This window comes from Cupriavidus sp. D384, assembly GCF_001652915.1.
Taxonomy (GTDB): Bacteria; Pseudomonadota; Gammaproteobacteria; order Burkholderiales; family Burkholderiaceae; genus Cupriavidus.
In genome coordinates, this window is sequence record NZ_BBQI01000093.1 from 41,426 (window position 1) to 66,751 (window position 25,326).

Below are 25,326 nucleotides of genomic sequence, written 5' to 3' on the forward strand. Positions count from 1 at the left end.
CGCTTCCCGCAGAGGCAAGAAGGGCGACCCTTGGGTCGCCCTTTCGCTTTTCTACGGTGCGTCGTAGAGGATCAGAACTGATCGGCCGTCATGGCGTTGATCGGTTCCGCACCTTCCACGATGGCTGCGCGCAGCGACGATGCCTGCGACAGGATGTGCTGGCCGAAGAAATACGCAGTGGCGATCTTGGCATCGTAGAACGCCGGATCTTCCGCGCGCCTGGCATCGGCCGCCAGCATGGCGCGGCCCAGTTGCCAGCCCGACAGCACGATGCCGCAGAGCTTCAGGTAAGGCACGCTGCCCGCAAACACCGCATTCGGATCGCCCTTGGTGGTCTCGACGACGAACTGCACCACGGCTTCCAGCGACTCGCGTCCCTGCTTCAGCTGCGCCTGCACGGCCTGGAACGACGCACCGCCGTGCTTGCCCAGTTCCGCTTCGGTTTCGGCGATCTTCGCGCAGATGGCGCGCGCCACGGCGCCGCCGTCGCGCACGGTCTTGCGGCCGACCAGGTCGTTGGCCTGGATGGCCGTCGTGCCTTCGTAGATCGGCAGGATGCGGGCATCGCGATAATGCTGCGCCGCGCCCGTTTCCTCGATAAAGCCCATGCCGCCGTGAACTTGCACGCCCAGGCTCGTCACGTCGATCGACAGCTCGGTGCTCCAGCCCTTCACCACCGGCACCAGGAATTCGTAGAGCGCCATGTTCTGGCGGCGCACGGCGTCATCGGGATGCTGGTGTGCGACGTCGCTGGCGGCGGCGGCCACGTAGGCCACGGCGCGGGCACCTTCAATCAGCGCGCGCATCGTCATCAGCATGCGCTTGACGTCCGGATGGTGGATGATCGTGACGGCCTCGCGCGCCGATCCATCCACGGGGCGGCTCTGCACGCGGTCCTTCGCGTAGGCCACGGCCTGCTGGTAGGCGCGCTCGGAGATCGCAATGCCCTGCATGCCCACCGCAAAGCGCGCCGAGTTCATCATGATGAACATGTACTCCAGCCCGCGGTTCTCTTCGCCGACCAGCGTGCCGATGGCACCGCCATGGTCGCCAAACTGCAGTACGGCCGTGGGGCTGGCCTTGATGCCGAGCTTGTGTTCGATCGACACGCATTGCACGTCGTTGCGCTCGCCCAGCGACCCATCGTCATTCACCTTGAACTTCGGCACGATGAACAGCGAAATGCCCTTCACGCCCTCGGGCGCGGTCGGCGTACGCGCCAGCACCAGGTGGACGATGTTGTCCGCCATGTCGTGCTCACCGTACGTGATGAAGATCTTGGTGCCGAAAATCTTGAAGGTGCCGTCACCCTGCGGCTCGGCCCGCGTGCGCACCGCGGCCAGGTCCGAACCGGCCTGCGGCTCGGTCAGGTTCATCGTGCCCGTCCACTCGCCGGAGATCAGCTTCGGCAGGAAAGTGGCCTTCTGGGCATCGCTGCCGGCCGTCAGCAGCGCCTCGATGGCGCCATCGGTCAGCAGCGGGCACAGCGCGAACGACAGGTTCGCACTGTTCAGCATCTCGATGCACGGCGTGGCGATCAGCTTGGGCAGGCCCTGGCCTTCGAACTCCGCCGGATGCAGCACGCCCTGCCAGCCGCCCTCGCCAAACTGGCGGAAGGCGTCCTTGAAGCCCGCCGTGGTGGTAACCACGCCATCCTTCCAGCTGCTGGGGTTGAGATCGCCCGTACGGTTCAGCGGCGCCACCACCTGTTCGTTGAACTTGGCGGCCTCTTCGAGCACTGCCTGTGCCGTATCGGGGGTTGCCTCTTCATAGCCGGGCAACTGGCTGATCTGTTCAAGCCCTGCCAGTTCGTTCATGACGAACTGCATGTCCTTGAGTGGTGCGCGGTAGGTCATCGTATGTCTCCACGATCCTGCAAAAAAGCCGCTCGCGGGAAGCTACCCGGAACGGCTTTATAGTAGTGCTGCTTGCGGCCGGTTCAATGCGATGTCGAACCGGCCAGTCGGGCCGTATCAGCCCAGTGCTGCCACCAGTTCGGGCACCACGGTGTTCAGGTCGCCCACCAGGCCGTAGTCAGCCACCGAGAAGATCGGGGCTTCCGCGTCCTTGTTGATCGCGACGATCACTTTGGAGTCCTTCATGCCGGCCAGATGCTGGATCGCGCCCGAGATACCGACGGCGATGTACAGCTGCGGGGCCACGATCTTGCCGGTCTGACCCACCTGGTAGTCGTTCGGCACGAAGCCGGCATCGACTGCGGCACGCGATGCGCCCAGCGCCGCGCCGAGCTTGTCGGCCAGCGGGGTCAGCACCTTGGTGTAGTTCTCGCCCGAACCCACGCCACGGCCACCGGAAACGATGATCTTGGCGGCGGTCAGTTCCGGACGGTCGCTCTTGGTCACTTCACGCGACACGAATTGCGAGATGCCCGCGTCGGCCACGGCCGGCAGCGTTTCCACTGCAGCCGAGCCACCTTCGGCGGCGGCCGGGTCGAATGCCGTGCCACGCACCGTGATCACCTTGATCTTGTCTTCCGACTTGACCGTGGCGATGGCGTTGCCGGCGTAGATCGGGCGCTCGAACGTATCGGGCGAGTCGACCTTGGTGATGTCCGACAGCTGGGCCACGTCCAGCTTGGCGGCCACGCGCGGCAGGATGTTCTTGCCCGAGGCGGTCGCCGGGGCAACGATATGCGAGTAGTCGCTGGCGATGGCCAGGATCTGCTCGCCCACGTTTTCGGCCAGGCCGTCACCGAAGTACGGCGCGTCGGCCAGCAGGACCTTCGCCACGCCGGCGATCTTCGCGGCGGCGTCGGCGGCAGCGCGGGCGTTGGAACCCGCCACCAGCACGTGGACGTCGCCGCCGCACTGGGCAGCAGCCGTCACGGCGTTCAGCGTGGCGGCCTTGATCGATTGATTGTCGTGTTCAGCAATGACAAGTGCAGTCATGTTCTTTTCTCCCCCGCGCTCAGATAACCTTGGCTTCCGACTTCAGCTTTTGCACCAGCGTGGCAACGTCCGGCACCATCACGCCGGCGCTGCGCTTGGCAGGCTCGACAACCTTGACGGTCTGCAGGCGCGGCTTCACGTCGACGCCGAGGTCTTCCGGCTTCACGGTATCCAGCGGCTTCTTCTTCGCCTTCATGATGTTCGGCAGCGTCACGTAGCGCGGCTCGTTCAGGCGCAGGTCGGTGGTCACCACGGCCGGCAGCTTCACCGACAGGGTTTCCAGACCGCCATCCACTTCACGCGTCACGGAAGCCTTGCCGTCGGCAACGACCACCTTCGAGGCGAACGTGGCTTGCGGCAGGCCGGCCAGCGCGGCCACCATCTGGCCGGTCTGGTTCGAGTCGTCGTCGATGGCCTGCTTGCCCAGGATCACCAGGCTCGGCTGTTCCTTGTCGATCAGCGCCTTGAGCAGCTTGGCCACGGCCAGCGGCTGCAGGTCTTCGTTCGATTCCACCAGGATGCCGCGGTCGGCGCCGATGGCCATCGCGGTACGCAGGGTTTCCTGGCACTGGGCCACGCCGCACGACACGGCGATCACCTCGGTGACGACGCCGGCTTCCTTCAGGCGCACGGCCTCTTCGACGGCGATTTCGTCGAACGGGTTCATGCTCATCTTGACGTTGGCCAGGTCGACGCCCGTGCCATCCGACTTCACGCGGACCTTGACGTTGTAGTCCACCACCCGCTTGACTGCGACGAGTACTTTCATGCGCTCACTCCACTGATAGCTGATAGTTCCAAAGTTTTTGAATCGCTCGCCATTATAACCACCGGGGTGGCGACTCTCTTGTTTTTCGAACGATCGTACTATTTTATAGACAAAGAATTGCCGGGCATAGCCGGCAATCCAAAAAATTCATCCCGATTGTGCCGCAGGATGCCCTGCAGGCACAGAGTTTGGATGAAAAACTCCAGAAATTACCAGGCGGTAATCACGGAATCCTTAAAAGTGCGCTGTACGTAGTCCTTGATCTCGGGCGAGTGGTACGCCTTCACGAGCTTGGCTACCCAAGGCTTGTCCTTGTCGGCGGCCCGGATTGCGATCAGGTTGGCATACGGACCCTTCGGGCCTTCCGTGGCGATGGCATCGCGCGTGGGCGACAGGCCGGCCGATTCGGCGTAATTGCCGTTGATCGCGGCAGCATCGAGGTCATCGAGCGAACGCGGCAGTTGGGCGGCATCGAGTTCCACGATCTTGATCTTCTTCGGGTTCTCGACGATGTCCAGCGGCGTGGCCTTCAGGCCGGCGTCCGGGCGCAGCTTGATCAGGCTCTTGGACTGCAGCAGCAACAGGCCGCGACCACCGTTGGTGGGATCGTTCGGCACACCCACGCGGGCGCCCTGCTTGATCTGGTCCAGCGACTTGATCTTCTTCGAGTAGACGCCCATCGGGAACGTCACCGTGAAGGCGATATGCGTGAACTTGTAGCCGCGGTCCTTGATCTGGGCTTCCAGGTACGGCAGGTGCTGGTAGCTGTTGGCGTCGAGGTCGCCGGCAGCCAGGGCCGCGTTGGGCTGGATGTAGTCGCTGAACTCCACCACCTGGATGTTCAGGCCGTCCTTGGCCGCCACCTTCTTGACCTGCTCCATGATCTGGGCATGCGGGCCACCCGTTACGCCGACCTTGATCGGCTTGTCCTGCGCGAACGCGCCAGCCGACACCACGACACCCAGCGCGACGATGGCGCTCTTGATCACACTACGACGTTGCATTGCGTTTACCCCTGAGTTTCCCTGCGAAAAATTATTCTGGATCAACGATGGCTGATACGGCGGACCAGCCAGTCGCCAAAGCTCTGCACGGCTTGCACGAACACGAGCAGGATCAGCACCACGGCCACCATGATCTCGGTGATGTAGCGCTGGTAGCCATAGCGGATGCCCAGATCGCCGAGCCCGCCGCCGCCGATGGCGCCGGCCATGGCCGAATAGCCAACCAGGCTGACGAACGTGATCGTCAAACCCGCCACGATGCCGGGCATGGCCTCGGGCAGCAGCACCTTCCAGACGATCTGGCTCGTCGTGGCGCCCATCGATTGCGCGGCTTCCACCAGACCCTTGTCCACTTCGCGCAGCGCGGCTTCCACCAGCCGCGCGATAAACGGCACGGCGGCAATCGTCAGCGGCACGATGGCCGCCGTGGTACCGATCGACGACCCGACGATAAAGCGCGTGAACGGGATCACCACCACCAGCAGGATGATGAACGGAATCGAACGCACCGCGTTCACCACCACGCCGATGGTGCGGTTGAACAGCGGATGCGACAGCACGCCGCCCCGGTTGGTCAGGTGCAGCAGCACGCCCAGCGGCACACCCAGCAGCGACCCGACCACGCCCGAGATCGCCACCATCAGCAGCGTCTCGCCGAACGACGACAGGAACAGGTCAAACATTTCAGACCACATGTTCGATCTCCTCCACCACTACGCCCTGCGTCTGCAGGTAGTCCATTGCCGCGCGCACGTCGGCGGGCTCCCCGGTCGCCATGATCGCCAGCGAGCCAAAGGCCTGGCCCTGGATCTCGTCGATATGGCCATGCAGGATATTGAAGTCCAGGCCGTGCTGGCGAATGGCCTGCGCCAGCACCGGCTGGTCGACGTTCTCGCCCGTGAAAGCCAGGCGATAGACGTGGTCGCGGCCATTGCCGAGACGGCTTTCCACGCGCTTGAGCACGCTGGCAGGCAATTCCTGCGCGATCACGTCGCCGATCATCGCGCGGGTGACTTCATGCTGCGGACGCAGGAACACATCGATCACGCGGCCCGTTTCCACGACCTGGCCGGCTTCGAGCACGGCCACGCGGTCGCAGACCTGCTTGATGACCTCCATCTGGTGCGTGATCATCACGATGGTCAGGCCCAGTTCCTTGTTGATCTGCTTGAGCAGTTCCAGGATCGAGCGCGTGGTTTCCGGGTCCAGCGCGGAGGTGGCTTCGTCGGACAGCAGCACCTTGGGCTTGCTGGCCAGCGCACGGGCAATGCCCACGCGTTGCTTCTGCCCGCCACTGATCTGGGCGGGATAGCGGTCGCGCAGCTTCGACAGGCCCACCAGTTCGAGCAACGGCTCGACGGTTGCCGCAATCTCCTGCTTCGACTTGCCCGCCAGTTCGAGCGGCAGCGCCACGTTGTCGTACACGGTGCGCGACGACAGCAGGTTGAAGTGCTGGAAGATCATGCCGATCTCGCGGCGCGCCTGGCGCAGCGGGCCGTTGGACAGCGCGGTCAGATCCTGGCCGTCGACGATCACGCGGCCGCCGCTGGGCCGGTTCAGCAGGTTGATGGCACGCACCAGCGTGCTCTTGCCGGCGCCGCTTCGGCCGATGATGCCGAAGATCTCGCCGGCGGCGATGGAGAGGCTGACATCGCGCAGGGCATGCACTTCCCCCGACCCGCCGGGGAACCGCTGCGAGAGTCCTTGCAGTTCGATCATGAAGAGAAAAGAAAACGGCAACAGCGCGGGGTCTCCTGCGGTGTTGCCGGTCTTATTTTTGTGAAGCCCGCATTTTATGCGATCCGCTTCATACCTCAAACGAGATTTTTTCGATGGCTTTATGCGCTCACGTCATATAGAACGCCATTTTGCGCCCCATAAGTCATATTCAAGCTTCCATCAGCACCTTCAGATGGGCGGATACGCTACGCGCCAGCGCGCTGAGGTTATAGCCGCCCTCCAGGCAGCTCACGATGCGGCCCTGGGCGTGGGTTTTCGCCACCTGCACCAGCTGCTCGGTGATCCAGCTGTAGTCCTGCTCGACCAGGCCCATCTGACCCAGGTCGTCTTCGCGGTGCGCGTCAAAGCCCGCCGAGATAAAGATCATCTCCGGCTTGAACTCGTTCAGGCGCGGCAGCCAGATGGTTTCCACCACCTCGCGCACGGCCATGCCGTTCGTGTAGGCCGGCAACGGGATGTTCGACATGTTCGTCGCCACGTGCTCGCTCCCGCTGTACGGATAGAACGGGTGCTGGAAGAAACTGCACATCAGGACCTGCGGGTCGTCGCGGAAAGCCGCTTCGGTGCCGTTGCCGTGATGCACGTCAAAGTCGACCACTGCCACGCGCTGCAGGCCGTGGGCCGCAATGGCATGCCGGGCCGCAATCGCCACGTTGTTGAAGAAACAGAAACCCATGGCGTGATCGGGCTCGGCGTGATGGCCGGGCGGGCGCACACAGCAGAAGGCGTTCTCGATCTGGCCCGCGATCACCGCGTCGGTGGCAGCCACGGCCGCACCGGCCGCATGGGTGGCGGCAGTCAGCGTGTGGCGGTTCATGGACGTATCGGGGTCGATCGGGTAATAGCCGGCCGACGGACTGTTGGCGCTCAGGCTGGCAACGTAGTCGGGCCGATGCACGCGTTCGATCTGTTCTTCGGTGGCGGCCGGGGCATCGCGCCGGTCGAGCAGGCCGTCCATCCCATGCGAAATCAGATGGTCTTCGATGGCCTGCAGACGTTCCGGGCATTCGGGATGGAAAAATCCCATCTCGTGCAGCAGGAACGACGGATGCGTGTAATAACCCGTTGGCATTTTGGATTGTGGGTCAAGTTTGTCTCCAACCGTTACGTTAGCACAGGACGTGCCCGGGTTTCAGACGCCGGAACTTCGTAACCAAATGCCCCCGAACGGGGCGGCGCATGTATCGCATCCGCTATACTCGGTGCGACTTGCAAAGGACAACATGACCGACCAACAGCGCTCCCTGCGCCGCCCGCTGCTGGGCGCCGCACTTACCGCTGCCGCATTGGGCCTGTGCGGCGTTTCTCCAGGGCTTCTGGCCGCCGGCAAACGCCGCGTGAGTGTCCGGGAAGAGGAAATCGAACCGGGCCGCTACCGGAATCATCCGAAGACGCAGGCGTTCATCGACGAGATGGTGGCGCGCAACGGCTTCCCGCGGGCCGAACTGGAATCGTATTTCAGCCAGGCTGTGTATTCGGCCACGGTCTCGCGATTGATCATGCCGCCGACCACGCCGGGCAAGAAGAGCTGGCGCGCGTACAGGTCGCGCTTTATCGAACCGATCCGCATCAACGCCGGTGTTCGCTTTTGGCAACAGAACCGCGAGACGCTACGCCGCGCGGAGGCCGAATTCGGTGTGCCGGCATCGGTCATCGTCGGCATCATCGGCGTGGAGACGATCTACGGCCGCGACATGGGCACGTTCCGCGTGCTCGACTCGCTGTCCACGCTGGCCTTCGACTACCCGGACACGCCGAATCGCGACGCCCGCACGACGCTGTTCCGCAACCAGCTGGCCGATTACCTGGTCTGGTGCCGCGACACCAAAACCGACGTGTTCTCGGTACTGGGCTCGTACGCGGGGGCGGTTGGCATTCCGCAATTCATGCCGACCAGTCTGCGCGAGTACGCCATCGATTATGACGGCGATGGTCATGTCGATCTGCGCAACAGCCCGACCGATGCGATTGGCAGCGTCGGCCGTTTCCTGCAACTGCATGGCTGGGAACCGGGCCGGCCCGTGGTCTGGCGCATTGCCGGCGACGCCGGCAGCCTGGGCGTGGCTACCGCTGCCGCCGACGGCGAACCGTGGCCGACACGCACCCTGAACCAGCTGACCAAGGCCGGGCTGCGTGTGGACGAGCCCATCGACGTGCAGCGCGAAGGCGAAACCGGCGTGTTGATCGTCGACTTGCCGACGCCGGACCAGCCGACCGAATACATGATCGGCCTGCGCAACTTTTACGTCCTCACGCGCTACAACCGCAGCTTCTTCTATGCGCTGGCGGTGTATCAGCTGGGCGAGGCGGTCAAGGCCGCGATGGGCTGACCTGGCCTGGCCAATCGCCAAAGAAAAAGCCCCGCGGCGATGCCGGCGGGGCTTTTTCATGGGCGGCGAGTGCGTGCGTCAGGCAGGCACTCAGGTGCGAGTCAAGTCAGGACTCAGGCGGGAAAGACGCCCGTGGACAGGTAGCGGTCGCCGCGATCGCAGACGACAAAGACGATCGTCGCGTTTTCCACTTCCTCGGCAATTCGCAACGCCACGCACAGCGCACCGGCGGCCGAGATACCGCAGAAGATTCCTTCCTCGCGCGCCATGCGGCGTGCCATATGCTCGGCATCGGCCTGGGTGACAGGCTCCTGGCGGTCAATGAACTTCGGATCGTAGATCTTCGGCAGGTACGCTTCGGGCCACTTGCGGATACCCGGAATGCGCGAGCCTTCGGCCGGCTGGGCACCGATAATCTGGATCGCCGGGTTCTTTTCCTTCAGGAAGCGCGACACGCCCGTGATGGTACCGGTGGTACCCATGGCCGAGACAAAGTGGGTGATGCGGCCCTCGGTGTCCTGCCAGAGTTCGGGCCCCGTGGTTTCGTAGTGCGCCAGCGGGTTGTCCGGGTTGGCGAACTGATCCAGGATCACGCCCTTGCCTTCGCGCTCCATGGTTTCCGCCAGGTCACGCGCATATTCCATGCCCCCCTTGACCGGGGTCAGGATGATTTCCGCACCATAGGCGGCCATGCTCTGGCGGCGCTCCAGGCTCAGGTCCTCGGGCATGATCAGCACCATGCGGTAGCCGCGGATGGCGGCTGCCATGGCCAGGGCGATACCGGTATTGCCCGATGTGGCTTCGATCAGCGTGTCGCCGGGCTTGATGCGGCCGCGCTCTTCTGCACGGCGGATCATCGACAGCGCGGGGCGGTCCTTGACCGAACCCGCCGGGTTATTCCCCTCGAGCTTGCCAAGGATCACGTTGCCGCGCGCTTCGATGGCAGCACCGGGAATGCGCTGCAGTCGTACCAGCGGCGTGTTGCCGATGGTGTCTTCAATCGTTTTGTAGGCCATGGTGCGGGGTGGTCGGTTTTCGTCGGCCATTGTAATGCACCAACCTTACCCGCACCGGCGGCCGGGCCATTCCGCCCGCCGCAGGCACGTGCCGGATCAGTGCGTCAGGCCCTGGTCTTCCGGATGACGGCTGCCAAGCAGGTGGTAAAGCAGGATGGCGCCGAATGTGGCGGTGCCGATGCCGCCCAGGGTCATGCCGCCGAACTTCAGCGTCAGGTCGCCCGCGGCCACGGTCAGCGTGGCGCCCACCGTGATCAGGTTGCGCGAGCTGGAAAAATCGACATGGTTCTGCACCCAGATACGGCCAGCCGTGGCCGAGATCAGGCCGAACACGACGATGGTCAGGCCGCCGATGACCGGCCCGGGAATCGTCAGGATCAGCGCCCCGAACTTCGGCGAGAAGCCAAGCAGGATCGCCACCGCTGCCGCCACCACGAAGATCAGCGTCGAATAGATTCGGGTGACCGCCATCACGCCCATGTTCTCGGCGTAAGTGGTCACGCCCGTGCCGCCGCCAGATGCAGACAGCATGGTGGCCACGCCATCGCCGATAAATGCCCGTCCGATATACGGGTCGAGATTGCGGCCCGTCATCACGCCGATGGCCTTGATATGCCCCAGATTCTCGGCCACCAGCACGATTGCCACCGGGGCGATCAGCAGCATGGCGTTGGCGTCGAAGACCGGCGTGGTGAACGCCGGCATGCCGAACCAGCTGGCTGCCACCACGCCGGAGAAGTCGATGGCCTTGCCCATGCCCATCAGGTTGGTTGCCACGAAATACGCCAGGTAGCCGGTCAGGCCGCCAAGCAGCACCGGCAGGCGCCCGAGCATGCCCGGTGCGCGCACCGCGATCAGGCCCACGGCCAGCACGGTCAGCAGACCCACCCACGTATCGAGCGCCGCCCCGCTGACCGCCTTGACGGCCACTGGCGCCAGGTTCAGGCCAATGGCCGCGACGATGGCTCCGGTCACCACCGGGGGCATCAGCTTTTCCACCCAGGCGTAGCCAACGGCCTGCACGACCAGGCCGATGATCGTGTACAGGGCGCCGGCGGCAATGATGCCGCCCAGCGCCAGCGGGATATTCGTGTTCGGGCCGCTACCGCTGTAGCCCGTGGCCGCGATCACCACGGCGATGAAGGCAAAGCTCGATCCCAGATAGCTGGGCACCCGGCCACGCACGCAAAGGAAGAACAGCAAGGTGCCAATGCCCGAGAACAGGATGGCGATATTGGGAGGAAAGCCCATCAGGATCGGGGCAATGGCCGTCGAGCCGAACATCGCCACCACGTGCTGGATGCCCGCAAGCAAGGTCTGGCCCGCCGGCAACCGTTCGTCGGGAGCGATCACGCCCTCGGTCTTCAGTCGCCACTTGGGCAGGAAACTCCCGTCGTCAATGCTGTCCTGGCCATTCGCCATGTTGTTCTCTCCCTGTCAGCGGTACGGCTGCGTTGCCGGTTCAATTATTGGTGTGGAAATCCGGGGTGCATGCCGGCGCCAGGCGCCGGCCGCAACGGCGATGCGCATGATACCCCGCACCCCGGGTGGTGCAAATCGGGACTGCCGCGTGCGTGCCACGCCAGCGAAGCACAACGCATACCAGCCCCGATCTGTTGACCCGCCGTGCCGCTGCCGCTGTCAGCGCGCCGCGGCAGCCTTCGGTGCAGGTTTCGGCGTGGGCTTGCCGTCCTTGCGGGCGGCCGGCGCCGTGGCGGACGCCTTGCCGAACGTCAGGCCCGCCTCCTGGAGATTGGCCGCCGATTTCGGCCCTACCCCGGGCACACGGTCCGCCAGGTCGACCGCGTCCTTGAAGGCCCCGTTCTTGTCACGTTCCGTCAGGATCCGCTTGGCCGTGGCCGGGCCGATGCCCTTGATCGTGCCCAGCGCCGCCTCGTCTGCGCTGTTCACGTCGACCGCGGCATGGGCCGGACCCGCGCCCGCCAGGGCCAGCATGAACGCCAGGGCCAGGCTGCTCCGCCGGCACGCGCGCAAGGCGCCCCGGGACATGCTGGACAGGAAACCGGGAAACAGAGGCGCCGGCGCGCTTGCCGGGCCAGCGTTGTACATCTTGTGCATCGATAAGACTCCTTTCCTTTTCAGTTGCAAGTCCGCCACCGGATGGCAGCGGAAGCGGTCAGGATAGGAGTCCGATCGGACGTCAGAAACGGCTGGACACACAAGTTCACAACACCCGCGCGTTTGTGTGTCCAACCGCCATATTGATGATGCACTGCCGGACTTTTACGAGTCCGGCCAGTGCAATCCGTGGCGCAGGCGCGACACGGCCTTTCAGGGCAGCGCGCTCAGGTACGGTCGAGCAGCCAGTTGCAGTAGCGGCTCACGCCTTCCTGCACCGTCAGGAACGGTGCCTCGTAGCCCGCCGAGCGCAGGCGCGACACGTCGGACTGCGTGAAGCACTGGTATTTGCCGCGCAGCGCATCGGGAAACTTCACGTATTCGACCAGTCCTTCCTGCACCATTTCTTCCAGCGACAGGGGCGGTTTGTCCTCGGACTCGCGCAGGGCATTGACCACCGACACCGCAATATCGTTGAACGGCTGCGAACGGCCGGTGCCGAGGTTGAAGATGCCGGACTTTTCCGGATGGTCCAGGAAATACAGGTTGACCTTGACCACGTCTTCCACCGACACGAAGTCGCGGCTCTGCGTGCCTGGCGCGTAGCCGTTGTACTCGCCAAACAGCTTGACGGTACCTTCGGCGCGGAACTGGTTGAAGTGGTGGAATGCCACCGACGCCATGCGGCCCTTGTGGAATTCGCGCGGGCCGTAGACGTTGAAGTAGCGGAAGCCAACGATCTGCGAGTGCGCGGACGGCAGCCTGCGGCGCACCACCTGGTCGAACAGGAATTTCGAATAGCCGTAGACGTTCAGCGGCTTTTCGTACTCGCGGTCCTCGCGGAACATCGTAGAAGCGCCATAAGTGGCGGCCGACGACGCATAGAGGAACTGGGTGCCCTGCTCCAGGCAGGCTTCCATCAGCGCCAGCGTATAGCGGTAGTTGTTCTCCATCATGTAGCGGCCGTCCGTCTCCATGGTGTCGGAACAGGCGCCTTCGTGGAACACCGCACGCACATTGCCGAAATCGCCGCGCTTGAAGCGCTCGACAAATTCGGCCTTGTCCAGGTAGTCGGCAATCTCGCAGTCCACGAGGTTGTTGAATTTCTCGGCACGCGTCAGGTTGTCGACCGCGACGATATGCGTCTCGCCGCGTTCGTTCAGGCCCTTGACGATATTGCTGCCGATAAAGCCGGCAGCGCCGGTCACGATGATGGTCATGGCGGATTCAGGCTAGCAGGCGCGCCTCAGGCGGCGCCAAACAATTCGGGATAAGTGACAACAGCGGTACCCAGCTTGCCGACGACGATGCTGCCGGCGCGGTTGGCGTGCTGCACGGCTTCCTTGAGCGGCACCCCGGCGCCCAGCATGGTTGCCAGCGTGGCGATCACCGTGTCGCCGGCCCCCGATACATCATAGACTTCGCGCGCCTGGGCCGAGACATGCAGCACTTCGGCTTCGGTATAGAGCGTCATGCCCTCTTCCGAACGCGTCAGCAGCAGCGCTTCGAGCTGCAGTTCGCGGCGCAGGTTCTGGGCGCGGATGGTCAGGTCGGCCTCGGTCTTCCAGGCTCCCACGACAGCGCGCATCTCGGCGCGGTTCGGCGTGATCAGCGTGGCGCCGCGATAGCGCGAATAGTCGTCGCCCTTGGGGTCGATCAGCACGGTGCGGCCGGCCGCACGGCCTGCCTCGACCATCCGGCCGACATGAGTCAGGCCGCCCTTGCCGTAATCCGACAGCACCAGCACCTGGTAGTCGTTGACCAGCGCCTGGTAGCGGTCCTGTACCGATGCCAGCACTTCGTTGGCCGGCGCGTTCTCGAAATCCACGCGCAGCAGCTGTTGCTGGTGCGCCACCACGCGCAACTTGATCGTGGTGTTCAGGCTGGCATCGCGATGCAGATACGGCTGGACCTGGCTTGCGTGGAGCAACGCCTCCAGCGTGCGGCCGGGCTCGTCGTCGCCCACCACGCCAAGCATGCCAACCCTGGCCCCCAGCGCAGCCGCATTGCGGGCCACGTTGGCGGCACCGCCCAGGCGCTCGTCGCTGCGCTTGATCTGCACCACAGGCACGGGCGCTTCCGGCGAGATGCGCTCCACATCGCCGAACCAGTAGCGGTCCAGCATCATGTCGCCCACCACCAGTACCTGCGACTGGCGAATCTGGTCCTGCGGAATCGTGTTCTTGCTCATGAACTTCCCTTTGCGACTCTGCCGCGCCATGATGGCGCGGCCGGTCGGTCTGGCTACGCGGGTTGAAACGGATCAGTGCGCTGCGGTGGAGCGCCCAATCGCGTGATATTCGATGCCGGCCTGGGCCATGGCATCCGGTTCATAGAGGTTGCGGCCGTCGATGATGACCGGCGTCTTGAGCAACGCACGGATCTGCGAGAAATCGGGGCTGCGGAACACCTTCCATTCCGTCACGATCACCAGCGCGTCGGCGTCCTTCAGCACGTCCATCTGGGCGTCGCAGAACAGCACGCGGTCGATGCCGCCGGGGATGTCGGCCAGGTCGGTCTCCAGCACGCGGCGGGCCTCGTGCATCGCCACGGGATCGTGTACGCGCAGCGATGCGCCGCGCGACACCAGTTCGCGGGCCAGCACGCGGGCCGGGGCCTCGCGCATGTCATCGGTATTGGGCTTGAACGCCAGGCCCCAGACGCCGAAGGTTTTGCCGGTCAGGTCGTCACCGAAACGCTTGACCACCTTGCGGCCCAGCACCTGCTTCTGGGCGTCGTTGACGGACTCCACGGCTTCCAGCACCCGCATCGGCTTGCCATAGGCGCTGGCCGTGCGCATCAGCGCCTGCACGTCCTTGGGAAAGCAGGAGCCGCCGTAGCCCGCACCTGCATACAGGAAGCTGTAGCCGATGCGGGGATCGGAGCCGATGCCCATCCGCACCAGTTCGATGTCGGCGCCCACTTCGTCGGCCAGGTTGGCCAGCTCGTTCATGAACGAAATACGCGTGGCCAGCATCGAGTTGGCCGCGTACTTGGTGAACTCGGCCGACCGTACGTCCATGTAGAACGTGCGCTCGTGGTTGCGGTTGAACGGCGAATACAGCTGGCGCATGATGGCCTGCGCGTGACGGCCGGCGGCATCGGGCGCACAGCCCAGCACGATGCGGTCCGGGCGCATGAAATCTTCCACGGCGGCGCCTTCCTTCAGGAACTCGGGATTGGACACCACCGAGTACTGCAGGTCTTCCAGCCCGCGCGCCGCCAGTTCCTCGCGGATCACGGCAGCCACGCGGTCGCCGGTGCCCACCGGCACGGTCGACTTGTCCACCACCACCTTGAAGCCGGTCATGTGGCGGCCGATATTGCGCGCGGCGGCCAGCACGTACTGCAGGTCGGCCGAACCGTCCTCGTCAGGCGGCGTACCAACGGCGATGAACTGCACGTCGGCATGCTCGACGCTGGCGGCCACATCGGTGGAAAACGTCAGCCGGCCCGCCGCACGGTTGCGGTCGATCAGTTCCTTGAGGCCCGGTTCGTAGATGGGCACGCCACCGGCGTTCAGCAGCGCGATCTTCTTTTCGTCGACATCGAGGCAGAACACGGAGTTGCCGAGTTCAGCCAGGCAGGCACCGGTCACGAGGCCAACATAGCCACTGCCGATAATCGTAACTTTCATTGCGGAAGCTCCAGGGAATTCGGGTTCGCTTGAGATGTATTAGCCAAGCGCTTCGGAGCGGCGCGGCGCATAGGTCTCCCAGCGGTTGCAGCCGGGGCACTGCCAATAGAACAAACGGGCGCGGAAGCCGCATTCGCGGCAGGTGTAGCGGGCCAGGTTACGGGTGCGAAGCTGCAGCAGATCGCGGATCGCCGCCGTTTCCTGCGACTGGTCGTCCGGTTCGGCGGCCGCGGCCGTGCCATCGGCCGGTGCCTCGCCATTGGCGCCGGCAGGCTGCAGCGCCTTGTTCTCGGCCGCCTGCGCCTCGAAGTAGCGGGTCAGCGCCAGCAGCGTCGGCTGACGGCGCAACTGTTCGCGCATCAGCGCGGTCGCGGCCACAGGGCCGTTGGCTTCGAGTTCGGTGCGATAGGCGGTATCGAGCAACTCCGGCGCCAGCTTGGTCTTGAGCAGATCGCGCAGCCACTGCAGGGCCTTGCCCTGTTCACCCAGTGTCGCGTAGGCCTTGACCACGCGGTCAGCCACCAGCGGCAGATAGGCGGCATCCTGGCTTTCGATGCCCAGCCAGTGCTGCAGTGCCCCGGCCTGGTCGCCTGCCGCCGCAGCCACGTCGCCCAGCAGGATCGGCGCACGCACGTTGGCCGGGTTTTCCTCGCGGGCGCGGCGCAGCCATTCGACGGCCTCGTCCGGCTTTTTCTTTTGCAACGCGTCTTGCGCCAGTTCGCAGCAGAACTGGGCGATCTGCACACGATAGTCCTTCTGGTCCAGCGTCTGCAGTTCGCGCGCCGCGTCGATGGCCTTCGACCATTCCTTCTCGACTTCGTAAAGTTCCAGCAGCACGCGCTTGGCGGACGCCGCATACGGGCCGGACATCAGCCGGCGCAGCGATTCCTCGGCGCGATCCAGCAGGCCCGCGCGCAGGAAATCCTGCCCCAGTTCATAGAGTGCGTGCTCACGTTCAGGCTCGGGAAGGTCTGGCCGGGTCGCCAGGTTCTGGTGCACGCGGATCGCGCGTTCGGTTTCGCCACGGCGGCGGAACAGCGCGCCCAGCGCAAAGTGCAGCTCGGTGGTCTCGGGGTCCAGCCGAGCCACTTCGACAAAAGCGTCGATCGCCTTGTCGGGTTGCTCGTTGAGCAGGAAGTTGAGGCCTTTGAAATACGAACGCGGCAAAGCGCCCTGTTCGCTCATCAGCTGGCGCAGGTCGAAGCGCGCAGCCATCCAGCCAAGGCCAAATACAAGCGGCAGCGCCAGCAGCCACCAGGTTTCAAACATCATGGGTCAAACTTTCGGACCGACTACGTTATAGGGTACGCCCGGCTTGGCCTCGGGCGGCACGGCATCCACTGCCGGAGCAGTCCGGGCCGCGCCCAGGGCACGGCGCAGGCGCGCGGCCTCCATGCGCTGGCGCATCAGCCCAGGCGCCACGGCCGCCAACGCAGCCACGATGCCCAGCCCGAACGCCGCCAGCAGGATCAGGATCAGCGGCGCATGCCAGACCGCGCCAAAGAAGAGCTGCAGGTCGGCGTCGGCGGTATTGCGCAGTGCCAGCACGAACAGCAGCACGAACAGGACGATACGGAAGATCCAGGTGATGAGTTTCATGCGGTGAATGCCTTCGGAACTTGAGTGCACAACCGGTCACGCGACAGCGTTCGGGCGCACCCGGCCAAGGATTCCCGGCATTGTAGCGGAATCACTTCTCGCAAACGGTAACGATTGGTCGCCTGACGCCCCGGCCACCGCAGCCGCCGGTCATTATCGGCGCACAAACAAAAAGCGCTCCCGGAGGAGCGCTTTTCTACAGACTTGCCAGTATGGCGAGCGTGCATCAGGAACGGACCAGATTGAGCTGATTGTCCTCGTGCAGACCGGCCGAAGCCGATTGCGACGGGGCCAGAGACTGCCCTGCCTTGCCGTGCGGCGCCTGACCATTGCCGGTCGCGACGCCACCCTGTGGCGTGACAGGACGATCCACCCGTTCCCGCAACTCCTTGCCCGCCTTGAAGTGCGGCACCCGTTTTTCGGGCACCAGCACGCGTTCGCCGGACTTGGGGTTGCGGCCCACGCGAGGCGGCCGCCGGTTCAGACCAAAGCTGCCGAAGCCGCGGATCTCGATGCGATGGCCATCGGCCAGGGCTTCGGACATCGCGTCGAGAATCGTTTTTACCGAGATGTCCGCATCCCGCAGCAGCAACTGCGGAAAACGGGCAGCCAGTTTTTCGACGAGCTCGGACTTGGTCATGGGCGGTCTCGCTTCGCGCGGCGCTCTAAATTACTGGTTGTCCTGGCCCAGCTTGGCCTTCAGCAGCGCGCCCAGGTTGGTCGTGCCAGCCGTGCCGGTGTCAGCCTGGAACTTCTGCATCGCTTCTTGCTGCTCTGCGCTGTCCTTGGCCTTGATCGACAGGTTGATGTTGCGCGACTTGCGGTCGACGTTCACCACCAGGGCGGTGATCTGCTCGCCTTCCTTCAGCACGTTGCGGGCGTCTTCCACGCGGTCAGCGGAGATTTCCGATGCACGCAGGTAGCCTTCCACGTCGTCAGCCAGTTGCACCACGGCGCCCTTGGCATCAACAGCCTTGATCGTGCCGTTGACGAGCGAACCCTTGTCGTTGGCCGAGATGAAGTTGTTGAACGGATCGCCCGACAGCTGCTTGATGCCCAGCGAGATGCGTTCCTTGTCGACGTCGATGCCCAGGACGACAGCTTCCACTTCGTCGCCCTTCTTGTACTTGCGCACGGCTTCTTCGCCCGACTCTTGCCACGACAGGTCCGACAGGTGAACCAGGCCGTCGATGCCGCCCGGCAGACCGATGAACACGCCGAAGTCGGTGATCGACTTGATCTGGCCCGTCAGCTTGTCGCCCTTCTTGTGGTTGCGGCTGAAATCGTCCCACGGATTGGCCTTGCACTGCTTCATGCCCAGGCTGATACGACGCTTGTCTTCGTCGATATCCAGAACCATGACTTCCACTTCGTCGCCCAGCTGGACAACCTTCGAAGGAGCCACGTTCTTGTTGGTCCAGTCCATTTCCGACACGTGGACCAGGCCTTCGATACCGGCTTCGATTTCCACGAATGCGCCGTAGTCGGTCAGGTTGGTCACCTTGCCGAACAGACGCGTGCCTTGCGGGTAGCGGCGCGAGATGCCCACCCACGGATCTTCGCCCAGTTGCTTCACGCCCAGCGAGACGCGGTTCTTTTCCTGGTCGAACTTGAGGATCTTGGCGGTGATTTCCTGGCCAACCGACAGCACTTCGCTCGGGTGACGCACACGACGCCATGCCAGGTCGGTGATGTGCAGCAGGCCGTCGATACCACCCAGGTCCACGAACGCGCCGTAGTCGGTGATGTTCTTGACGATACCGTTGACGATCGCGCCTTCCTTCAGCGTTTCCATCAGCTTCTGACGCTCTTCGCCCAGCGTGGCTTCCACCACGGCGCGACGCGACAGCACGACGTTGTTACGCTTGCGGTCGAGCTTGATGACCTTGAATTCCAGGGTCTTGCCTTCGTACGGCGTGGTGTCCTTGATCGGACGCACGTCGACGAGCGAACCGGGCAGGAAGGCACGGATGCCGTTGACCATGACGGTCAGGCCGCCCTTGACCTTGCCGGTCACGGTACCCGAGATGATCTCGCCGTCTTCCAGCGCCTTCTCGAGGTTCAGCCACGATGCCAGGCGCTTGGCCTTGTCGCGGGAGAGGATGGTGTCGCCATAGCCGTTCTCGAGCGCGTCGATGGCCACGGACACGTAGTCGCCGGCCTGCACTTCGAGTTCGCCCTGGTCGTTCAGGAACTCCTCCACCGGCACAAACGCCTCGGACTTGAGGCCGGCGTTGACGACCACGAAGTTGTGGTCGATGCGCACGACTTCAGCGGAAATCACTTCGCCAGCCTTCATATTGGAGCGGGCGATCGATTCCTCGAACAGTGCGGCAAAGGATTCGTTGGTTTGCAGGTCGGACATAAACGTAAAGTAGCAATCCGCAGTACGTTGGCCGGCGCGACTATCGCGCACAGTCTGCCTCACGCAGCGGGGTCAGGTTGATCACCTGTGCTGGACGGGTTGGGTTCCGGCACAGGCCCAGGTCGGCGCCTCGTGGTTTTACTCACCGCACCGCGGCGAACCACTCCAGCACCTGCGCCACCGCCTCGTCCACCGTCATTTCGGAGGTGTCCAGGCGTTGCGCGTCTTCTGCGGGACGCAACGGTGCGGCGGCACGGGAACGGTCCCGCGCGTCGCGCGCCTCGAGGTCACGCAAAAGGTCTTCGATATTAGCAGAAATTCCCTTATCAATCAATTGTTTATAGCGCCTGCGGGCGCGCGCCTCGACACTCGCGGTCAGGAACACCTTGAGGCGGGCCTCCGGGAAGATCACGGTGCCCATGTCGCGGCCGTCCGCCACCAGTCCCGGCAGCTTGCGAAAGCCCCGCTGAAGTGCCGTCAGCGCATCACGAACGGGCTGATGAACGGCCAGCGCCGACGCCCGGTTGCCGATCGCCTCCTGGCGGATCAACTGACTGACCTCTTCGCCTTGGAGCCAGACCCGGTCCGGGCCGAACTTCACATCGAGGCGCAGGGCGATCTTTGCAAGGGTATCGACATCGCCAATATCCACGTCGGCACGGTCGCTGGCCAGCGCCACCAGCCGATACAGCGCACCGCTGTCCAGCAGATGAAAGCCCAGGGCATCTGCCACCTTGTGCGCCACCGTACCCTTGCCGGATGCAGTTGGCCCATCTATGGTGATGACGTCAATGATAGTCATTCTTAATTGATTAGCTTGAAACTATTGATTTTCGACTTCGATTGGGAGTCGTTATCATTCCATCCATGGTTGCGCGGCCGCAGCGTTCGCGCTCCCCACAAAAGGCGCTGCGCGACCATTTCAACTTTTTTCGACACGAGGCAATTCACCATGGCCAAAACCCTGACCTTCGGCATCATGCACCTGGGCATCGCATTCAGCGTGACCTATGCGCTGACCGGCAGCCTGGCCATCAGCGGTGCCATTACATTCATCGAACCGGCCGTCAACACGGTGGCCCACTACTTCTTCGACAAATACTGGGACCGCCGTGAACGTCGTGGAAATCACGCAGGGGCCGAAGCCGGCCCCGAAGCACCGGCGGCGCCCCGCCTGGCCGCCGCCTGAAAACTGCTATTGAACCGGAGTGACCGCTTACCGCGCTACCCCGGCAAACACCGAGAAATACTCAGGGAATGTCTTCGCCACGCAGCCCGGCTCGTTGATGCGCACCGGCAGCGGCCCGAAAGCGGCGAGCGAGAAACACATGGCCATCCGGTGATCATCATAGGTGCCAATGCCATCGGCCGGAGTCTGCCAGGCGCCGGGCGCAGGAGGCGTCACTTTCAGATAGTCCGCCCCCTCTTCCACTGCGGCACCCAATTTGCGCAGTTCCGCCGCCATGGCGGCAATACGATCCGTTTCCTTGACGCGCCAGCTGGCGATATTGGTCAGCGTGGTCGTGCCTTCCGCAAACAGCGCCGCCACGGCCAGTGTCATCGCGGCGTCGGGAATGTGGTTGCAGTCGAGTTCGATACCATTGAGCCGGCCATCGTCGCGCTCGGTGCCGCGCACCTCGATCCAGTTGTCGCCGGCCATTACGTTGGCGCCCATGCGGTTCAGCGCATCGGCAAACCGCACATCGCCCTGGATGCTCGACAGGCCCACGCCTTCCACCCGCACCGGCCCACCGCCGATTGCGCCGGCAGCCAGGAAGTACGACGCGGTCGAAGCATCGCCTTCGACATAGATCTCGCCCGGCGACCGGTACTGCGCGCCGGCCGGCAGGATGAAGCGCTCCCAGCCCTGGCGCTCGACCACGATGCCGAAGCGGGCCAGCAGGTTCAGCGTGATCTCGACATAAGGCTTCGAGATCAGTTCGCCCACCACTTCGATTTCGATCCGGCCCGAAGGCGCCGACGCCATCGGCAGTGCCATCAGCAGCGCCGTGAGAAACTGGCTCGATACATCGCCGCGCACGCGGATCGGCGTATCGATACGGATCTGCGCTGGATTGATCTGCAGGGGCGGATAGCCGGGCGTGCCCAGGTATTCGATGGCGGCGCCCACCTGCAGCAGGCCGTCCACCAGATCGCCAATCGGCCGCTCATGCATGCGCGGCACGCCGCTGAGCCTGTAGGTACCGCCCTGCAGCGCCAGCGCCGCCGTCAGCGGGCGAATCGCCGTGCCGGCATTGCCCATGAACAGGTCGGCGGCCTTGTTCGGAAAATTGCCACCCACGCCGGTCACGATGCAATCACCACCGTCGCGGCGCCAGGACACGCCCAGCACTTTCAGCGCTTCAAGCATGACTTGGGTATCGTCGGAATCGAGCAGATCGCGTACGCGGGTCTCGCCGGTTGCCAGTGCGGACAGCAGCAGCACGCGGTTGGAGATGCTCTTCGAGCCGGGCAGGCGTACCGTGCCGGATGCGCGGGTCAGGGGGCCGAGGGTCAGATGTTCCATGGTCTTGGCAGCGTAGGCGCGGCGCCCGGGGAAGGCGCCACGACTTCAGGGTTCTACGTTATGGGTGGCGGCACGTGCCGCGCCCCACTTCAGGCGCGTGTCGCTGGCGCGAGCGAAGATCCGCTCCAAGGCAGCACCGTCTCCGGCCTTGATCTGCGCCTTCAGGTGACCAAGCACGGCTTCATACGTGTTGATCTCGCGCAGCAGCGCCTCCTTGTTGGCGATGCAGATGTCGCGCCACATCTCGGGCGACGACGCGGCAATGCGCGTGAAATCGCGAAAACCGCCGCCCGCGAAGTCGAGCTTCAGTGCCGCATCCTCGGCATTGGCCACCTGCGCCACCAGCGCATACGACAGCACGTGCGGCAGGTGGCTGACCGAGGCAAACACGGCGTCATGCTGCACGGCCGACATCACGTGGACATTCGCGCCGGCCGATTCCCACATGGCCCGCACCGCCGCCACGTCCGCGCGGCTGTTTTCCTGCAGCGGGCACATCACCACCTTCTTGTCCAGATAGAGGTCGTTCAGCGCGGCTTCCACGCCGTGGAGTTCACGGCCGGCAATCGGGTGCGCGGGCACGAACTGCGCCACCTTGTCGCCAAGCGCCGTCTTGGCCGCCATGATCACGTCGGACTTGGTACTGCCGGCGTCCGTCACGATGGTGCCCAGCTGCAGATGCGGCTCCAGCGCATGCAGCAGCGCAAAATTCTGCGCCACGGGCGCGCACAGCACGATCAGGCTGGCACCACGGGCGGCTTCGGCCAGCGATTCGGCGGCCTCGTCGATGACGCCCAGCGTCTTCGCCTTCTCCAGCGACGCCGCCGAACGGCCAACTCCTACCACGGTGCCGACCACGCCGGCACGCTTGAGCGACAACGCCAGCGATCCGCCAATCAGGCCGACACCGACAATCACAACACGGGAAAAATGCAGAGCGCTCACGGCTTCAGATCGGTTCGGATTCACTTCAATGCCTGCTCGAGCGCCGCGATGCACGCGGCATTCTCGTCAGGCAGGCCAATGGTGATACGCAGCCACTGCGGCAGGCCGTAGTTCGCCACCGGGCGCACGATCACGCCCTGCTTGAGCATCGCCAGGTTCACGCGTGCGCCGGCACCGTCGTCAGTGCCCACGCGGACCATGACGAAGTTGCCCGACGACTTCACGTACTCCAGGCCCATGCGCTCGAAGGCCGCCACCAGCTGGGCCTTGCCGGCGCGATTGAGCTCGGCGCTGCGCTGCAGGAAATCGCCATCGCCCAGCGCTGCCACGGCTGCGGCCTGGGCCAGGCTGTTGACGTTGAACGGCTGGCGCACGCGATTCAGCAGGTCGGTCAGCGGCGGCTGCGCCACGCCATAGCCCACTCGCAATCCCGCCAGGCCGTAGGCCTTCGAGAACGTACGCGACACCATCAGGTTCGGATACTTGCGCACCCACGCGATGGACTCGTACTGCTGGTCAGCGTCGAGGTACTCGTTGTACGCCTCGTCCAGCACCACCACCACGTGCGGCGGCACCTTCGCCAGGAACGCCTCGATCTCGGCGGCGGACACGAAGGTACCGGTCGGGTTGTTCGGATTGGCGATGAACACAAGCTTCGTGTCCGGCGCAATCGCGGCGGACATGGCGTCGAGATCGTGACCGTACTGGCGCGACTTCACCTCGATGGCGCGCGCGCCCACTTCCTGGGTAGCCAGCGCGTAGACCGCAAACGAGTATTCAGCGTAGACAATCGACTCGCCGGTGCGCACCAGCGCGTGCGCGGCCAGTTCCAGAATGTCGTTGCTGCCGTTGCCGAGGGTCAGCCACTCGGCCGGGACATCGAATTTCTCCGAAAGCTTGGCCTTCAGCTCGAAGCCGTTGCTGTCCGGGTAGCGGCCCAGATCCTCGGTGGCCGCCGCAATGGCGGCCTTGGCCGAGGCAGGCATGCCAAGCGGATTCTCGTTCGACGCCAGCTTGACGATACGCGCCTCGTCAAGCCCGAACTCGCGTGCCACTTCCGAAATTGGCTTTCCTGCGATGTACGGCGAGATCTTGCGGACGTACGTCGGGCCAAAGTAGTCGGCCACATTCGCAGCCACATTCGCCGTTGCGCTCGCTGCCCCGCTTTCCTGCTGTGCCATGCGTGTCTCCTGCCTGCGTTATTTGCTCGACGGGTAGGACCCGAGCACCTTCAGGTACGCGGCGTTGGCGCGCAGCGACTGGATCGCGCGTGCCACGGCCGGATCGTGCTGATGGCCTTCCACATCGACATAGAAGTAGTACTCCCACGCGCCGCTGCGGGCGGGCCGCGATTCGAAGCGGCACATCGACACACCGTTGTCGGCCAGCGGCGCCAGCAGCTGGTACACGGCGCCGGCCTTGTTCGGCACCGACAGGATCATCGACGTCTGGTCGCTGCCCGACGGCTCGGTCTCGTAGCGGCCGATCACCGCAAAGCGCGTGCGGTTGTGCGGATCGTCCTGGATGTTGGCCCGCACGATATGCAGGTGATAGCGGTTGGCGGCTGTCTCGCCGGCAATCGCCGCCACCGTGGGATCTTCGCTGGCCATGCGCGCCGCCTCGGCGTTGCTCGATACGGCCTGGCGCTCCAGATGCGGATAGTTGGCGGCGAGCCAGTGCTGGCACTGCGCCAGCGCCTGCGCGTGCGCGCGCACCACGGTCACGCCCTTCATGTCGGGCGACGATGCCATCAGGTTGTGATGCACCTTCAGCGCGATCTCGCCGCTGATCTTCAGCGACGTCTGCAGGAACAGGTCCAGCGTGCGCGACACCGCGCCCTCGGTCGAATTCTCGACCGGCACCACGCCGTACTCCACCGTACCCGACTCCACCGACCGAAACACCTCGTCGATGCTCGGGCAGGGCACGCCGCTGACTTCGTGGCCGAAGTGCGCGTACAGCGCCTGCTCGGAGAACGTGCCGGCCGGGCCCAGGAAGGCGATCTCCAGCGGCTTTTCCAGGCCGCGGCAGGCCGACATCACCTCGCGCCAGATCGACGCCACGCTTTCGCCAAGCAGCGGGCCCGGATTGGCACCCTGCACCTTGCGGATCACCTGCAGCTCGCGCTCGGGGCGGAACACCGGCGCGCCGTACTTCTTCTTGACCTCGCCCACGTCGAGCGCCAGTTGCGCACGGCGGTTCAGCAGGGCCAGCAGTTCGCGGTCGACGGCGTCGATCTGGTCGCGCAGCGGCGCCAGGTCCGCGGACAGCGCCTGCTCCTGGGGGCTGGGTGCGGCATTGTCATTGCCGGTGGCTGCCGCCGCCGGCTTGTCTTGCTGTGTCATAGGCCTGTGGGCCGCGCATCGCGCAGCCGCGGAAAGTCTGGGCTGATGCCGGGCCCCCGCA

At 64.5% G+C, this 25,326-nt stretch carries 24 protein-coding genes; 2 read left to right on the forward strand and 22 right to left on the reverse strand.

The annotated features are described in order from the left end of the window. Positions 1 to 71 precede the first annotated feature (71 nt). The 7 genes from A9J21_RS21560 to A9J21_RS21590 form a co-directional block, all read right to left on the reverse strand. Positions 72 to 1,856 carry an acyl-CoA dehydrogenase gene (locus tag A9J21_RS21560; RefSeq protein ID WP_066739203.1) on the reverse strand — a complete coding sequence of 595 codons (1,785 nt, stop codon included), beginning with the start codon at positions 1,854 to 1,856 and terminating at the stop codon, positions 72 to 74. Between the two features lie 117 nt (positions 1,857 to 1,973). After that, entirely contained in the window at positions 1,974 to 2,909 is a 936-nt protein-coding gene (locus A9J21_RS21565; RefSeq protein WP_066739204.1) for an electron transfer flavoprotein subunit alpha/FixB family protein, read from the reverse strand. Positions 2,910 to 2,928: 19 nt separating this feature from the next. Beyond that, a complete protein-coding gene (locus tag A9J21_RS21570) occupies positions 2,929 to 3,678 on the reverse strand; it encodes an electron transfer flavoprotein subunit beta/FixA family protein (protein WP_066739205.1) in 750 nt (249 codons plus the stop codon). A 209-nt stretch (positions 3,679 to 3,887) separates the two neighbouring features. Next, positions 3,888 to 4,682 carry a MetQ/NlpA family ABC transporter substrate-binding protein gene (locus tag A9J21_RS21575; RefSeq protein ID WP_066739206.1) on the reverse strand — a complete coding sequence of 265 codons (795 nt, stop codon included), beginning with the start codon at positions 4,680 to 4,682 and terminating at the stop codon, positions 3,888 to 3,890. A 41-nt stretch (positions 4,683 to 4,723) separates the two neighbouring features. Further along, the gene (locus A9J21_RS21580) at positions 4,724 to 5,377 is read right to left on the reverse strand and encodes a methionine ABC transporter permease (protein ID WP_066739207.1); all 654 of its coding nucleotides are present in this window, start codon (positions 5,375 to 5,377) and stop codon (positions 4,724 to 4,726) included. After that, positions 5,367 to 6,401, reverse strand: coding sequence for a methionine ABC transporter ATP-binding protein (locus A9J21_RS21585; protein WP_066739208.1), 1,035 nt, complete (start codon positions 6,399 to 6,401; stop codon positions 5,367 to 5,369). Before A9J21_RS21585 ends, A9J21_RS21580 begins: the two co-directional genes overlap by 11 nt. Positions 6,402 to 6,570: 169 nt before the next feature. Beyond that, positions 6,571 to 7,494: a histone deacetylase family protein gene (locus A9J21_RS21590; RefSeq protein ID WP_066739209.1), complete on the reverse strand. Its 924-nt coding sequence runs from the start codon at positions 7,492 to 7,494 to the stop codon at positions 6,571 to 6,573. Positions 7,495 to 7,645: 151 nt separating this feature from the next. Here A9J21_RS21590 and mltB point away from each other — a divergent pair, with 151 nt between their 5' ends. Continuing rightward, positions 7,646 to 8,752: a lytic murein transglycosylase B gene (mltB, locus tag A9J21_RS21595; protein WP_066739210.1), complete on the forward strand. Its 1,107-nt coding sequence runs from the start codon at positions 7,646 to 7,648 to the stop codon at positions 8,750 to 8,752. Between the two features lie 113 nt (positions 8,753 to 8,865). Here mltB and cysM read toward each other — a convergent pair whose 3' ends face one another. The 11 genes from cysM to cmk form a co-directional block, all read right to left on the reverse strand. Further along, a complete protein-coding gene (gene cysM / locus A9J21_RS21600) occupies positions 8,866 to 9,768 on the reverse strand; it encodes a cysteine synthase CysM (protein ID WP_066739310.1) in 903 nt (300 codons plus the stop codon). Positions 9,769 to 9,864: 96 nt separating this feature from the next. After that, positions 9,865 to 11,190: a solute carrier family 23 protein gene (locus A9J21_RS21605; RefSeq protein WP_066739211.1), complete on the reverse strand. Its 1,326-nt coding sequence runs from the start codon at positions 11,188 to 11,190 to the stop codon at positions 9,865 to 9,867. Between the two features lie 219 nt (positions 11,191 to 11,409). After that, positions 11,410 to 11,847, reverse strand: a complete 438-nt coding sequence (locus A9J21_RS21610) for a helix-hairpin-helix domain-containing protein (protein WP_307188117.1) — start codon at positions 11,845 to 11,847, stop codon at positions 11,410 to 11,412. A gap of 227 nt (positions 11,848 to 12,074) precedes the next feature. Continuing rightward, the gene (rfaD, locus tag A9J21_RS21615) at positions 12,075 to 13,067 is read right to left on the reverse strand and encodes an ADP-glyceromanno-heptose 6-epimerase (RefSeq protein ID WP_066739212.1); all 993 of its coding nucleotides are present in this window, start codon (positions 13,065 to 13,067) and stop codon (positions 12,075 to 12,077) included. A 26-nt stretch (positions 13,068 to 13,093) separates the two neighbouring features. Next, entirely contained in the window at positions 13,094 to 14,038 is a 945-nt protein-coding gene (gene rfaE1 / locus A9J21_RS21620; protein WP_082926562.1) for a D-glycero-beta-D-manno-heptose-7-phosphate kinase, read from the reverse strand. Between the two features lie 72 nt (positions 14,039 to 14,110). Continuing rightward, entirely contained in the window at positions 14,111 to 15,484 is a 1,374-nt protein-coding gene (locus A9J21_RS21625; protein WP_066739214.1) for a UDP-glucose/GDP-mannose dehydrogenase family protein, read from the reverse strand. Positions 15,485 to 15,523: 39 nt separating this feature from the next. Next, complete coding sequence (lapB, locus tag A9J21_RS21630) at positions 15,524 to 16,756, reverse strand: lipopolysaccharide assembly protein LapB (protein ID WP_066739215.1); 1,233 nt, start codon at positions 16,754 to 16,756, stop codon at positions 15,524 to 15,526. Positions 16,757 to 16,759: 3 nt separating this feature from the next. Further along, positions 16,760 to 17,083, reverse strand: coding sequence for a lipopolysaccharide assembly LapA domain-containing protein (locus tag A9J21_RS21635; protein ID WP_066739216.1), 324 nt, complete (start codon positions 17,081 to 17,083; stop codon positions 16,760 to 16,762). Between the two features lie 226 nt (positions 17,084 to 17,309). After that, positions 17,310 to 17,723 carry an integration host factor subunit beta gene (locus A9J21_RS21640; protein ID WP_066739217.1) on the reverse strand — a complete coding sequence of 138 codons (414 nt, stop codon included), beginning with the start codon at positions 17,721 to 17,723 and terminating at the stop codon, positions 17,310 to 17,312. 30 nt (positions 17,724 to 17,753) lie between these two features. Continuing rightward, entirely contained in the window at positions 17,754 to 19,499 is a 1,746-nt protein-coding gene (gene rpsA / locus A9J21_RS21645) for a 30S ribosomal protein S1 (protein ID WP_255366043.1), read from the reverse strand. Positions 19,500 to 19,590: 91 nt separating this feature from the next. Beyond that, positions 19,591 to 20,250, reverse strand: coding sequence for a (d)CMP kinase (cmk, locus tag A9J21_RS21650; RefSeq protein WP_066739218.1), 660 nt, complete (start codon positions 20,248 to 20,250; stop codon positions 19,591 to 19,593). Positions 20,251 to 20,400: 150 nt separating this feature from the next. Between cmk and A9J21_RS21655 the strand changes: the two genes are divergently transcribed. After that, complete coding sequence (locus tag A9J21_RS21655) at positions 20,401 to 20,637, forward strand: DUF2061 domain-containing protein (protein WP_066739219.1); 237 nt, start codon at positions 20,401 to 20,403, stop codon at positions 20,635 to 20,637. A 27-nt stretch (positions 20,638 to 20,664) separates the two neighbouring features. Here the strand turns inward: A9J21_RS21655 and aroA are convergent, their stop codons facing one another. From aroA to pheA, 4 genes are read right to left on the reverse strand one after another with little or no spacing between them, the layout of a single operon-like run. Continuing rightward, positions 20,665 to 21,975 (reverse strand): 3-phosphoshikimate 1-carboxyvinyltransferase, encoded by a 1,311-nt coding sequence (aroA, locus tag A9J21_RS21660; RefSeq protein WP_066739220.1) that lies wholly within the window; start codon positions 21,973 to 21,975, stop codon positions 20,665 to 20,667. 45 nt (positions 21,976 to 22,020) lie between these two features. After that, complete coding sequence (locus tag A9J21_RS21665; RefSeq protein ID WP_066739312.1) at positions 22,021 to 22,920, reverse strand: prephenate dehydrogenase/arogenate dehydrogenase family protein; 900 nt, start codon at positions 22,918 to 22,920, stop codon at positions 22,021 to 22,023. 20 nt (positions 22,921 to 22,940) lie between these two features. Continuing rightward, a complete protein-coding gene (gene hisC / locus A9J21_RS21670) occupies positions 22,941 to 24,101 on the reverse strand; it encodes a histidinol-phosphate transaminase (protein ID WP_231907004.1) in 1,161 nt (386 codons plus the stop codon). A gap of 18 nt (positions 24,102 to 24,119) precedes the next feature. Next, on the reverse strand, positions 24,120 to 25,265 hold the full coding sequence (pheA, locus tag A9J21_RS21675; RefSeq protein WP_066739221.1) for a prephenate dehydratase: 1,146 nt from the start codon (positions 25,263 to 25,265) through the stop codon (positions 24,120 to 24,122). Between the last annotated feature and the right edge of the window lie 61 nt (positions 25,266 to 25,326).